This window comes from Paenibacillus sp. TCA20 (assembly GCF_000732325.1).
Lineage (GTDB): Bacteria > Bacillota > Bacilli > Paenibacillales > Paenibacillaceae > Paenibacillus > Paenibacillus urinalis.
The window spans coordinates 133,029-145,996 of the sequence record NZ_BBIW01000004.1; the positions used below are offsets into that span (position 1 = coordinate 133,029).

Consider the following 12,968-nt stretch of genomic DNA (forward strand, 5'->3'; position numbering starts at 1 on the left):
AAACTGGAAGCAAAGAAGAAAAATACCTGGCATCTCATCATTGTGGAGATGACCAGGTATTTTTAGCTTGTTCAATAGTCGCTAACGGACAAATGAATAGTGAATTCATAAAGAGCTGCCCAGTTCAGTGCTTCACTTCTTGGCAATGGTTCGGAGCATTTCTTTAAATTTCGTTAATTCCATATCCATGACGAATCGTGAGGTACCGCTGTCTTTCCGCACAAGCTCCAGCTCCTCTGCACTTGGTCGCTCTCCAACAGAGGATACTTTACCCTGCTGAATCATGTAATTTCCCTGATAGACCCCAGCGATGTGATAAGAATCTGAATCCCCGCTTTTCTTTAAGAACATAATAGCATGGTCTCCGCTCGATAACGGGGGATTGTAGCTGTCTTCAGCGTGTGTGTTCTCATTCCTTTGCGTAACACCAGCATAATTCAGATCGATCTTCTCACCGGGTGTAACCCCGGTTGTTGAGTAAAGTATGTCTTTGATTTCGATTATATAAGGGTCTGATTGGGTATTCAGCACTTCAATCTCGGCAGCCAGCTCGGAATCGGCCAAGAGCGTCTCGAAGCTGGGATAGGAGGCAGCCAAGCTCAAGGAAGAACCGGATGTGTCTGTTGCTGAGTCCTGCTGTGTCGTAAGCTCCTCCTCCACATTCTCTGACGTACTGACGGAGCTGTCCTCCGCCTCGGCAGCCGCCTCTCCTTGCTGGGTAGATTGCTCCTGAGTTGAGGTGGGAGAGTTCCGTCCTGGACTGGGATTATCGTTGTTTTTCTGATTAGGGGACGAATCGATCTCAGCACTCATGAATTCGGTGTGGCTGGTCTCAGCTGCTTCATCCGATAAGCTCGCTATGTTCTCGTTCATCGCACGATTAGGTACAAGCCACCATATAGAAGCAAGCACCGCTCCGCTGATACCAACAGTGAGCAGCATGCGTTTCCACTGCCAAGGGCGTGGCTTATGCTGAGAATGATGTGGAGTCAGATTCTGTACCGTTTGGATGACTCGCTGCTTATGGTCTTCTGTAAAAGGCTCCTCTGTAAAAGGCCCCTTCTTCAATCGCTCCTGCCAGTCTTCATGTTGATCGGTCATTCTTCGAGCCTCCTTAATTCTTTTTGCGCCTTCAGTTTGGCGCGGGACAGCCTGGATTTCACGGTGCCTTCCGAGACGTTCAGGAGCTCTGCGATCTCTTTTATTTTCATGTCGTATTTTAATGAGAGCACAAGAACCTCCCTGAATTTGTCGGGAAGCTCCATAATGATGTCCCATATCGCATCAGCGTACTGCTGTTCCAATACCTCTGTCTCGGCAGAAGGTGAGGTGCTTGTACTGTATTTTGCGGCGCTGCTGCCTTCCACCGGATAATCCAATGAGGAGACCCGGCCGCCAAGCAGGCCCTGCTTGAAGAAACGGGATCTTCGATAGGAGAAAGCGGTATTTCTTGTAATCGTAAACAGCCATGTCTTCCTAGAGGCGTCTCCGCGAAAAGTATGCAGCCCCTGATAGACCTTAATAAAGACCTCTTGGGAGATCTCATCTGCGTGATCCCGGTTCCCCGTCAAAAAATAGGCGTAATTCCAGACGTCGTTGCCATACTCGTCCATGAGTTTATATAAAATCTGATGATCTGAGTCCAAGTGCGTCACCTCTCTTACCATTAGACTTAGGGATCGCGCAAAAAGTTCCGGGCGCACCTGTATTGCCAGCCACACTCCGGGTTGTTTTGGATGCGAAGCAATTCCTACGAAGAGAAAACAGGAGCATCCAAAGCCAAAAGTCGCTCTGCATGCAAACACTCGCTGGGGTGTGAGGGTACCTTCGGTTGTAAGCTGCCTCTCCTCAAGGGAGGCAGCATACAACGGGCGACTGATTCAAGCTGATCAACAATGTTCATTCTAATATTAAAAATCGGATAAGCATATCGGAAGATACATGAAGAAGGGAGATAACATCCATGAAAAAAGCAAATGTACACTGGCATGAAAAAAACAGTTTACAAACCGATGGTCGGTTTTTATAATGAGGTTACAACCAAATTATTACAGTAAAACGATTGGGAGGAAGCCAGTGAAGCAGGAGGAACGGAAACGACAAACGGTTAGGAATCTGCTGGAGGCAACGAAGGAGCTTGTGCGTGAGCAAGGGTGTCAGACGATTAAAATGAAGGACATCATGGAGCGTTCACAGTTATCCAAGGGGGCGATTTTCCATTATGTAAAAACGAAGGATGAAATTTTTGCAATGGTTCTCCAAGAGGCTGTGGCCGAAACACATGCCCGTTTTGAGGCTGAAGTGGAGGAGCGGGGGAAGACGTTTGATGGGCCGATGAGCCGCATAGCGGAAAGCTTTCCTGCACTCGAGGACGGAAAGAACGTAACAAATCAAATTCTGATGTATTTGCTGGGCAAGGAGCAGGAGCCGGCGGTTGCGGAGGTGCTGCAGACTTTTTATGAGCAGACATTCCGCTATTCCCGGGAGTGGATTGTAACTGGACAGCAGGCAGGTGTCATTCACGATTCGGTCGATGCCAACCGGATGGCAGAGCTGCTGGTTCTTATTTCGCTTGGCCAACGACTGCGGTCGTCTATTCCGGGAATTGCTCCGGGATTGTTCAGAGCGGATGATTTTACATCGTTGATCCAGAGCATGTTGAAAAGGGATTAGCTGTTGGTAACTATCAATGGATACGATTCATGAAAAGGAGTGGAGCTGGGTATGATACCGTTTTATGCTCTTATTGTTTCATTCATCGTCTTGAGATGTTTAGGATGGGCAGGGTGGGAGTACTTCGACAGCTGGCAGCCTGCCCTTCAGGCAGCATCCGGCATCATGCTTCTGCTCGCGGCTTCTGCCCATTGGGGGAGCAAGCGTGGCGATCTAGTGAGGATGGTGCCAAGCTGGGTGCCACAGCCGGAGTGGGTAGTGACAGTTACCGGATTGCTGGAAATCGCAGGTGCAATTGGACTCGTAATTCCCGCTCTCTCTACACTAGCGGCGGTTTGCTTGGTGGTACTCTTGGTCGCCATGTTCCCCGCCAACATGAAGGCTGCGAATGAGAGGCTAACGATTGGCGGTTTGCCCGTTCCAACACTGCCTGTCCGAACAGTGCTCCAGCTGGTGTTTATTGCCGCCATTCTTTTGTCCGCACCGGGAATAGTATAATCCTTGTGATGAGCGCATTTATATCGGGGACGGTTAACTTGAAAGGGTCCCAGCATGAGAGTAGACTTATAGACGTAACCATCGCCTATGAAAATTTATATAGAAAACGGAGTGAAAGACGTCGTGAATGATACGATTAACCTGTTAATGAATCATCGTTCGATCCGCAAATACAAAAATGAACCCGTCACCGATGAGCAGCTTAACACGATCATTGCTGCGGCTCAGATGGCTTCTTCATCCAGTAATGTGCAAGCCTACAGCGTTATCGCCGTCACAGATCCAGGCTTGAAAAATGAGCTGGCTTCCCGTGCCGGCAACCAGGCCTATATTCAGGAATGCCCAGTCTTCCTGGTCTGGTGCGCAGATCTGTACCGGCTTCGCGAAGCAGCCGCTTCGGAGGCAGCTGGCGAAGAGACTTATGAGGATACGACGGAGAATTATACGGTAGCGACGATTGACGTCGCGCTTGCCGCACAAAATGCAGCGATTGCAGCAGAGTCACTCGGTCTCGGTATCGTGTATATTGGAGGCATTCGCAATCAAATTGCCGAGGTTGCAGAGCTGCTGGGTCTGCCGGAGCTTGTATCCCCTGTGTTCGGTATGTGCCTTGGTGTTCCGGATCAAGAGCCTCTGCTTCGGCCGCGCCTGCCATTGCCTGCAGTGCTTCACAAGAACGGATATGACCATGAAGAGACTATGGTACAGGTCAAGGAATACGACAAGACACTATCGTCGTATATGCAGGAACGTTCCTCCGGTAAGCAGACTGCAACCTGGTCTGAAATGATGGCGAAGCGTCTGACTCAGCCTGCGCGGCTGCAGCTGAAGCCGTTCCTTGAAGATAAGGGCTTCATGAAGCGTTAAGTGATCTTCATAAAAGGAGAAGTCCGCGATCGCGATAATGAACCATACAGATTAGTAAGTTTATACAGGCGAGATAAAGACACTGTCCCTGCTTAAAACGGACAGTGTCTTTTTTTATGATGAATAATTCTGCGTTGTTGTTATTCCACTTACTACTCGTTGATATGCTTGGTAAGCCATTCCATATCCTATTTATGAAATCTACCCCGGAACTGGCTCGGTGATTCATCCGTCCACCGCTTATATTGTCTGCTGAAGTGAGCGATGTTCTTATATCCCAGCTTCATCGAGATCTCCTCAATGGACAGATCGGGATCCATTAGCAGCAGCTTGGCTTTCTTAAGAATTAACATGGACATATACTGTCTTGGCGATAAGCCAAACGCACGGGAAAACATCCGATTCACCGACGATGTGCTATAGCCAACCTCCTGAGCGATGGACTCCACGGTATCATGCGCCAAGGCATCCCCATCCTCATTCTCAATATCTCCTACCATCTGTTCCAGTCTGGAGGCCACATAAGATGCAGTCGGGTTAATCTGTGAAGGCGTACTGTGTTCTTCCTGGGACAGTACATGACTGAGTGCTCCAAACAGCTCGAACAAGGCCGAGAGGATCATCATTCGTGATTGTACACGCACACCCGCTTCATCCAGGGTAAGCATAATAAGCTTGTCCAGTGCAGGCCGGATCTGCTTGCTGAGTTCACTTCCCGAATCAAAGAAAGGACCGCTTCGGGCACATAGCAGCTCTCTGAATGCAGGCTCATCCACGTCAAAATGAATACAGTAATAGGTCATTCCCTGTGCAGAAGCTGCATAGCTCTCATGCTCCTCACCAGGAATGAGCAGCATCAAGTCGCCAGGCTGCTGCAGGTAAGGCTGCCCGTTTGCCTTCATGCGCTGTGAACCCGACAGAACGAGATTCACCTCGAAAAAGGGATGTGTGTGAGCAGGGTAGCTCCAATCGGAGTCTACGGTGCGATAATGGGCAGCAAAGACACGAAATGTAGAATTCATATCAGGCAGCATAAATTCCGTACGCTTGTGCTCGTCCTGACCAAGCTCTGCCGCCGGAAACTTGAGCCGATGATGGGCCTGTTCATTTTTACGTTCGTTGCTATTGTTCACGCTGGATTCACCTTCTTAGCCTTCTTCATGATCTGAATTTTATTTGCTCGATTTGGATAAATTGTGACTTCTTCTGGATATGGGTAAACGTATTGAACCTTGCTATGATTATAGCATACTACTAAAAATATACGGGGCATATCATGCTGAATAAGTTGGGTAAATGAAATCTATTGAAACAACAGCATGGACCGTAATGTGAAGGAGCATAATCGATGGCTACAATCCAGAACCCGATCTTGACGGGATTTAACCCGGACCCAAGCATTTGCCGTGCTGGGGATGACTATTATATTGCCGTATCAACGTTCGAGTGGTTCCCTGGTGTGGGAATCTATCATTCAAGAGATCTTAAGAATTGGAGACTTGTATCAAGACCCCTTAATCGCCTGAGCCAGCTGAATATGATGGGTAATCCCGACTCGGGCGGGATATGGGCACCAGCATTATCTTATCATGATGACAAGTTCTGGCTCATCTACACCGATGTCAAAGTGACAGAGGGACAGTGGAAGGATTCCCATAACTACTTGGTAACCTGTGACACGATTGACGGAGAATGGTCTGAGCCGATCTATCTGAACAGCTCCGGATTCGACCCTTCCTTGTTCCATGATGAGGATGGCAAGAAGTATCTGGTTAACATGGTATGGGATCAGCGGATCGGACATCATCCTTTTTATGGTATTGCGCTTCAAGAATATGATCCTGAGCAGCAGAAGCTCGTTGGCAAATCGGAGATCATTTTTAAGGGAACGGATATTAAGCTGACGGAAGCTCCGCATTTATATAAAATTGACGGCACTTACTTCCTGCTCACGGCAGAAGGCGGAACGAAGTATGATCACTGCTCGACACTTGCGCGTTCCAAAAACCTGCGTGGTCCTTATGAGGTGCATCCAGAGAACCCGCTTATATCTTCCTTTGCTCATCCGCGCAACCCTTTGCAGAAGGCAGGACATTCCTCGATCGTGCATACCCATACAGATGAATGGTTCCTGGTGCATCTGACCGGTAGACCACTCTCGAGAGAAGGACAACCGCTGCTTGATCCAAGAGGATACTGTCCGCTCGGCCGCGAAACGGCGATTCAGCGTCTCGAATGGAGAGATGGATGGCCTTACGTAGTCGGCGGCAACCAGCCTTCGCTTCAGATTGAAGGGCCGAATATGGAAGAGGTCATTTGGGGTCCGGACTTCCCGGAGAAGGACGATTTTGACAGCGAAGTGCTGAACCTGCATTTCCAAAGCCTGCGGATTCCGCTCGGAAGTGAGATTATGTCACTCACAGATCGTCCGGGACATTTAAGACTGTACGGCAAAGAGTCGTTCTCATCGAAGTTCACACAGGCATTTATCGCGAGACGCTGGCAGCACTTCCGGTTCACGGCAGAGACCAAGGTGGCATTTAATCCGACGACATTCCAGCAGTCTGCAGGACTCAGCAACTATTACAATACACAGAACTGGACTTCCTGCCAGATCACGTGGAACGAGGAGAAGGGAAGAATCCTCGAGCTGGTCGCTTGCGATAACTTCTCCTTCTCCCAGCCTTTGCAGGGGAATGAAATTGTCATTCCAGATGAGGTAGAATACGTATACCTGCGTGTAGATGTTAAATATGACGTTTATGAGTATTCCTATTCTTGGGATGGAGAGGACTGGAAGACCATTCCGGTGCAGTTCCAATCTCATAAGCTGTCTGATGATTACATTCAGGGCGGCGGCTTCTTCACAGGAGCGTTCGTCGGCATGCGCAGCCAGGATACCTCTGGACAGAGCCTGCCAGCTGATTTTGATTACTTTATCTATAAGAGTGAATCCATTTCATAATATCTTCAGTTAGATTGTATTCATATAAAAAGCTCCGAACACCTCGCATGGGATGAACACCATGCGGAAGGGTTCGGAGCTTTTTTTAAAACTCATCGTTAACCTTTTACTGCTCCTGCCGCCATACCTTCCACGATCCGGTCGCTAAGGAACATATAGGCTACGAGGATGGGCAGAATGCTGATCATCAGCGTTGCGCCGATGGCTCCCCAATCTGTCGTATATTGTCCAATGAAATTCTGCACGCCTACCGTAAGCGTCTTGTAATGATCTGAGCTGATAAACGTGTTGACGAAGATGAATTCATTCCAGTTATAGATCATGTTAATAATACCTGTCGTTGCAATAACCGAGCTTGTCATTGGCAGTACAATGCGGAAGAACATGCGGTTCACACTGCAGCCGTCAATGATCGCAGCCTCTTCCACTTCCTTAGGCAGCGCATAGTAGAAGCCTAACAGAATCATGATGGTAATCGGCATATTAAATGCAACATAGGAGAGCACGAGTGACAGCGGATGATCGGTCAGACCAACCTTGTTGAACATGCTGAACAAAGGAATCAGCGTGGAGTGAACGGGAATCATCATGGCAACCATGAACAGGCCGAGCACAAGAGAGCTGCCTTTCCATTTCATCCGTGTAATCGCGAAGGTCACCAGGCTTCCAAGCACGACGGTGATGACCGTTGCCGCAACCGTTATCCATACACTGTTGAAGAAGTATACATCAATATTACCTGAATTCCATACCTTTGCGTAGTTCTCCCACTTCGGATTCTGCGGGAGGGATAGGGGAGGCAGGTTGAAGACCTCCTGATTATTTTTAAGCGAGAAGAGCAGCAGCCATAGCAGCGGGAACAGCTGAAATGCGGCCACGCCGATGAGAATAATGTACAGCAGCGCATAGCCGATTTTTCTCAGTATGCTGGACCCGGACTTTACGGTACCACCGATCTGAGCAGATGTGTGCATCATGAAGGTTACCTCCTTATGAGTATTGAATCGTATCTTTCGTCGCTGTCAGCTTACGAATGATCCAGGTCACGACAAGACAGATAATGAGCAGGAAGAAGCCGATGGCACTGCCGTAGCCGAAGTCGTAGGATTTGAACGCCTCACTGTACATATAGGAGGCCATAACTTCACTAGAGCCATTGGGTCCGCCGCCTGTCATGACGTAGATCAAGTCGAAATATTTAAGGGAACCGACAAGAGAAAGCACGATGGTAACCTTGATCACTTCCATAATGAGCGGAAGCTTGATTCTCAGCGCAATCTGAATTCCGGTAGCACCGTCAATCTTGGCCGCTTCTTCAAGTGAAGTAGGGATATTCTTCAGTGCAGAGTAGTAGATCAAAATATAGAAACCTGCATACTGCCACAGAATCGGAATGAAGAGCGCAATCAGCACTAGTGAAGGCTCCGCCAGCCATGCAGGAGGGTTATCAATGCCTATAGAGGTTAAGAAGCTGTTAATGACACCGTTTGTTGGATGGTACATCCGAAGCCATAGCTGTGCGATTGCAACAGAGGACAGGAGCATCGGCACAAGATAAATTTTGCGGAAGAGATTGGCTCCTTTGATGCGTCCTGCAACGACCATCGCTACAGCCAAGTAGATAAGAAGACTCAGGCCGGAGAAGATCGCAAGCAGCAGGGAGTGCCAGGCACTGTCCCAAAACGTTTTATCCTGAAGCAGATTAGCATAATTATCGAACCCAATAAATTTCATGGCACCAATGCCGTTCCATTCATGCAGACCATAATAGCCCGTCAAGATGATTGGAATATATACAAGTGTCAAGATCAGCAGCAGGGCTGGAAGCACGTACAGTGCAATGATTTTCTTGTTAGACATCACTTTGTCCATAGGAATCAAACTCCTTTCCGTTATATAACGAGCTGACCCGGTACAGGACCGGGCCAGTTCACCTGTTATGTGATTATTCTAAGCTGTGTTTGGTTAGTTTCCGGAAATGGCTTTGTCATGCTCTTCCGCGAATACTTCAGGAGTCACGGCCTTGCCGAACAATGCCTGGATTTGATTCAGATGCGTCTCTGCGGCAGATGCCTGCATCTGCACATCGGCATACAAGGTGATGCTGGTTGCTTTGTTCATTTCATTGAACAGGTCGATATACAGCTGAGGAAGCTCTAGTGATGCTGTGTCTACCTTGGTTGCAGGAATAACACCTGCTCCAGTTACGGATTGCTCGCCCCATTGGGATACAAAGTATTCAACGAACATCTTCGCTTCATCCTTGACTTCGGAATTCTCCGATACGAAGAGTCCAACCCCAGGGCCGCCAACCCAGCTGTCTACATTTCCTTTACCGCCTTCGGCTTCAGGAAACTTGAAGAATCCAACGCTGTCGCGGAATTCCTGTGGAATTTCTTCATTCGTCGTAAAGTTAGGAAGCTCCCATGTGCTCATGATGTACATGGCTGCATTGCCGTTCAGGAACTCCGATTTGGCTTCTTCATTGGACAGCCCGTTAAAGCCTTTGATAAATGCATTGCTGTCTACAAGGGACTGTACTTCTGCCGCTGCTTTTGTCAGGCCTTCATCTGTGAAGGAGCCTTCTCCATTAATGGCGCTGGCGAGTGCTTCTTGTCCGCCGAAGCGTTCAGCAAGGAACATATAAATTAGTGACCCAGTCCAGCGGTCCTTATTCCCCAGCGCAATCGGAGCTACTCCGTTTTCGGTAAGAGTCGAAATGACTGCCTTTAGTTCTTCATAGGTTTGCGGAGTCTCGAGTCCATACTGTTCAAAGATCGCTTTGTTATAGAACACAGGTGTAATATTAAACTCGAGTGGAAGTCCGTACGTCTTGCCGTCAATGTTGAAGGCTTCGGTCGTTCCTTCTACGAATTTGCCGTTCAGCTCACCGCCGAGCAGATCATCAATAGGGGTAAACAATCCGCCTTCAACGTAAGGTGTCATGAAGCCTGCTGCCCACGTAATACCGACATCGGGTAATTCATTGGAAGCAGAGAGGACCTTAAGCTTATTCTTGTATTGCTCGTTATCGAGAACCTCTGTCTTGATGGTGACATCCGGGTTCTCTGTCTGGTAATCTTCTATGATTTGATTTACGATCTTGTTCTGTCCGGCGGACACGCCCTCCGGCCACAAGTGCATGAAATTAATCGTTGTTTTATTGCCGCCATCGGATCCTTCTGCACTACCGCCGGATTCACTGTTTCCACAGCCTGCAAGTGCAATAGCACAGCAGAGAGTCACAGCCATGAATGACCACTTCTTTTTTGTCTTAAACACGTTTACATCCCCTTTGCTTTATGATCTAAGTCGGTTATTGAAACCGCTTTATTTGTCTCTATGTTGAATTGTAGCAAAGCTTTTGTAAGCGCATAACGTAACAGGTTTTAGGTTAAATACCACTTTTATTGGATCTTTTCCTCTGAGCCCTCCAGCATGTGCTGTCTGTATCTCCCTGGGCTTACATTTTCGGCGGTTCGAAACACTTTCACAAAATATTTAGGAGTCTGGTATCCGACCATCTCTGATATTTCATTGATAGAGTGCCTGGTATTTAGCAGCAGCTCCTTGGCCCGCTGAAGCCTCTTGCGTGTCAGATAATCACTGAATGTAAGCCCGGTCTGTTCCTTGAATAAGGCGCTCAGGTAGCTTGTGTTCATGTGGAGCACCTCAGATAGATCTCGCAAGGAGACAGGCTTATGCAAATGCTGCTCCAGATAATCGATCGCTTCCTGGACAGGGAGGCTGTACTTGCGCTCTTCCTGCGTGGTAGCCATCAGTTTCGGATCGACGAGCTTCTTCATCTTCTTAACCTGGTTCTGATCCTCATAACGCTGAAGAGCAAGCTCTGCAGCAGAAACCAGCTTCTTCTTGTCGATCGGCTTGAGCAAATATTCCACCACACCATATTTCAGCGCTCGCTGTGCATAGTCAAATTCAGCATGACCTGAGATGACAATGACAACGGGTGGAACGGGGGAGTCGTGAATCTGCTCAATCAGATCGAGTCCGCTGATCTCAGGCATACGAATATCCGTAATAACGAGATGCGCGTTATTGATCCTTAGTCGCTCGAGGGCTTCCACCGCACTGGCTGAAGTCTCGATCTCATGCTGTCCGGAAGACCAGGATTCCAGTGTTTTGCGAATCCCTTCTCTCGTTCTGGGCTCATCATCCACGATAAGTATCTTTTTCATGATAAAAAGTACCTCCTGGTTCATTGGGTATCGTCATCTTAACAACGGTGCCTTTGCCTAAATCGCTGGCTATGTGGAGTCCGCTTCCTTCCCGGTTGTAGCTGAGCTTTAATCTCCTGTAGATGTTGGCAATACCGATGCCCGTTCCCTTAGAGGAAGCAGAATGGCCCTCCTCCATAGCTGTGTACAGAGAACGAAGCTTCGCCTCACTCATGCCGGGGCCGCTGTCCTTGATCATGACATCGATATAACCCGCACGGTCGGAGGGTGCAACGAGAACTTCAATGCTTCCGGCACCGACCTGCTGTTCCAGTCCATGAAGAATGGCATTCTCCACGAGCGGCTGGATCAGCAGCTTGGGGATCGGCACAGATCTCATGGATTCGGCACAAGTGATCCTCCAGGAGAGTCTGTCTCCCATGCGGATATCCATAATCGTTAGATAACGTTCTACATGGCTGAGCTCATCATCCATCGTTACCCACTCGTCATCATCGCCCCGGCTGATGACATACCGGAACAGACCGGACATCGCAATGACGACCTCACCAAGCTCTTCCTCCCCTTTTTCATCGAGAGCCCAGTAAAGTGCCTCCAGTGTATTAAACAGGAAGTGTGGATTAATTTGGGATTGAAGTGCTTTGAGCTCCGTGCGGCTCTGCAGAATCTCCTTCTGATATACGACCTCAACAAGCTCATTCATCCGATCCGCCATCTGATTGTATGTGTTACTCAGCTCTTGGATTTCCAGCGTAGCGGAAGTGACCTTACTAGGTTTGAGCGTGCCGAATTTAGAGGTCCTCATCACTTTAATCATATTCAGAATGGGCTGTGTAATCATCGTCGACAGGAAGAAGGAGAGGATGACGAACAGCAATGCCCCGCCAATAACAGAAATAATCATCACGGTGAGTAATAGACTGATTCCCTCTGCCTGGTAATTGGCAGGAGACAAGATGACGAGATTCCAGCCAGTTTTCTCGGATTGTCGTTCCACCGTGATGTACGGCTCACCATCCAGCTCTACAGAGGACTGAAGCTCCCGCAGATGGATATCCGGACTTACACCTGGCATGGCTGCAAGGGAGATCGGCTTCCCTTCATGATCAAACAAATTCAAGAATTCGAGCTTCCCGGAGTCATTATCTGCAAGCTGGAAGAAGCTCTTATCAATACGAACAACGACATATCCTGCCGCCTGATAGGACTGATTAATAATTCGTATATTACGAATGGCAACGACACTTGCCGAATCCCTGGGATCAATACCAAACCATACAAGGCGTCCTTCAGCTGCATCTGCCCTCGTGATCCAGCCTGCAGGCACACGATCATCAAGCGCAGCATCATCAAGAGGAAGCATTCTGCGATAATCGGCAGTATATATTTCAATAGAACGAATCGATGTGGCGTACGCCTCAAGCTTGCGAACCTCCTCCTGCAGCTGCTGCCGCTGTGAGAAGCTGATGTGCTGCCCTGCGGCCTCGAGTGCCAGATCATGCTGGACCGTGGCATCGGTTGCCACCTGGGATGTCCAGTTCTCGATCTGATTCAGAAGGACATCCAGCTTGCCGGATGCCTGGACGGCAGTTTGCTGAATATGGCTTTCCGCGTTACTCCGCAGCAGGACAGATATTTGGTTGTATACGATAAGTGCGATGGAGCCTAGGACGAGCAGCATAACGATCAAAGAGCCGATAAAGATTTGGTTGCGAAGTGTATTAAAGTAACGGGAGCCAAACATATAATCCACGTTTCCTTTCATT

12 protein-coding genes are annotated in these 12,968 nt (G+C 48.5%); 4 read left to right on the forward strand and 8 right to left on the reverse strand.

All coding sequences use genetic code 11. From position 1 onward, the window contains the following. Positions 1–132 precede the first annotated feature (132 nt). Both TCA2_RS09495 and TCA2_RS09500 read right to left on the reverse strand, forming a co-directional pair. Positions 133–1,101, reverse strand: coding sequence for a hypothetical protein (locus TCA2_RS09495; RefSeq protein WP_047911367.1), 969 nt, complete (start codon positions 1,099–1,101; stop codon positions 133–135). Next, positions 1,098–1,655, reverse strand: a complete 558-nt coding sequence (locus TCA2_RS09500) for an RNA polymerase sigma factor (protein ID WP_338000041.1) — start codon at positions 1,653–1,655, stop codon at positions 1,098–1,100. The genes TCA2_RS09495 and TCA2_RS09500 overlap by 4 nt, the downstream gene beginning before the upstream one ends. Before the next feature lie 421 nt (positions 1,656–2,076). On the opposite strand from TCA2_RS09500, the gene TCA2_RS09505 reads away from it, so the two are divergent. The 3 genes from TCA2_RS09505 (at position 2,077) to nfsA (ending at position 4,038) form a co-directional block, all read left to right on the forward strand. Next, entirely contained in the window at positions 2,077–2,673 is a 597-nt protein-coding gene (locus TCA2_RS09505) for a TetR/AcrR family transcriptional regulator (RefSeq protein WP_047911369.1), read from the forward strand. A 51-nt stretch (positions 2,674–2,724) separates the two neighbouring features. After that, positions 2,725–3,171, forward strand: a complete 447-nt coding sequence (locus TCA2_RS09510) for a DoxX family protein (RefSeq protein WP_047911370.1) — start codon at positions 2,725–2,727, stop codon at positions 3,169–3,171. Between the two features lie 123 nt (positions 3,172–3,294). Further along, on the forward strand, positions 3,295–4,038 hold the full coding sequence (nfsA, locus tag TCA2_RS09515; RefSeq protein WP_047911371.1) for an oxygen-insensitive NADPH nitroreductase: 744 nt from the start codon (positions 3,295–3,297) through the stop codon (positions 4,036–4,038). 188 nt (positions 4,039–4,226) lie between these two features. Here nfsA and TCA2_RS09520 read toward each other — a convergent pair whose 3' ends face one another. Further along, positions 4,227–5,171, reverse strand: coding sequence for an AraC family transcriptional regulator (locus TCA2_RS09520; RefSeq protein WP_238546333.1), 945 nt, complete (start codon positions 5,169–5,171; stop codon positions 4,227–4,229). A gap of 215 nt (positions 5,172–5,386) precedes the next feature. Here TCA2_RS09520 and TCA2_RS09525 point away from each other — a divergent pair, with 215 nt between their 5' ends. After that, entirely contained in the window at positions 5,387–7,003 is a 1,617-nt protein-coding gene (locus TCA2_RS09525; protein WP_047911372.1) for a glycoside hydrolase family 43 protein, read from the forward strand. 98 nt (positions 7,004–7,101) lie between these two features. Here TCA2_RS09525 and TCA2_RS09530 read toward each other — a convergent pair whose 3' ends face one another. From TCA2_RS09530 to TCA2_RS09550, 5 genes are all read right to left on the reverse strand, one after another. Further along, the gene (locus TCA2_RS09530; RefSeq protein ID WP_047911373.1) at positions 7,102–7,980 is read right to left on the reverse strand and encodes a carbohydrate ABC transporter permease; all 879 of its coding nucleotides are present in this window, start codon (positions 7,978–7,980) and stop codon (positions 7,102–7,104) included. Positions 7,981–7,993: 13 nt separating this feature from the next. Then, positions 7,994–8,875, reverse strand: coding sequence for a carbohydrate ABC transporter permease (locus tag TCA2_RS09535; RefSeq protein WP_047911374.1), 882 nt, complete (start codon positions 8,873–8,875; stop codon positions 7,994–7,996). Positions 8,876–8,968: 93 nt separating this feature from the next. After that, the gene (locus tag TCA2_RS09540; RefSeq protein WP_047911375.1) at positions 8,969–10,255 is read right to left on the reverse strand and encodes an ABC transporter substrate-binding protein; all 1,287 of its coding nucleotides are present in this window, start codon (positions 10,253–10,255) and stop codon (positions 8,969–8,971) included. A 155-nt stretch (positions 10,256–10,410) separates the two neighbouring features. Further along, positions 10,411–11,202 carry a response regulator gene (locus TCA2_RS09545; protein ID WP_047911376.1) on the reverse strand — a complete coding sequence of 264 codons (792 nt, stop codon included), beginning with the start codon at positions 11,200–11,202 and terminating at the stop codon, positions 10,411–10,413. Beyond that, the gene (locus TCA2_RS09550) at positions 11,177–12,946 is read right to left on the reverse strand and encodes a sensor histidine kinase (RefSeq protein ID WP_047911634.1); all 1,770 of its coding nucleotides are present in this window, start codon (positions 12,944–12,946) and stop codon (positions 11,177–11,179) included. The genes TCA2_RS09545 and TCA2_RS09550 overlap by 26 nt, the downstream gene beginning before the upstream one ends. Positions 12,947–12,968 lie beyond the last annotated feature (22 nt).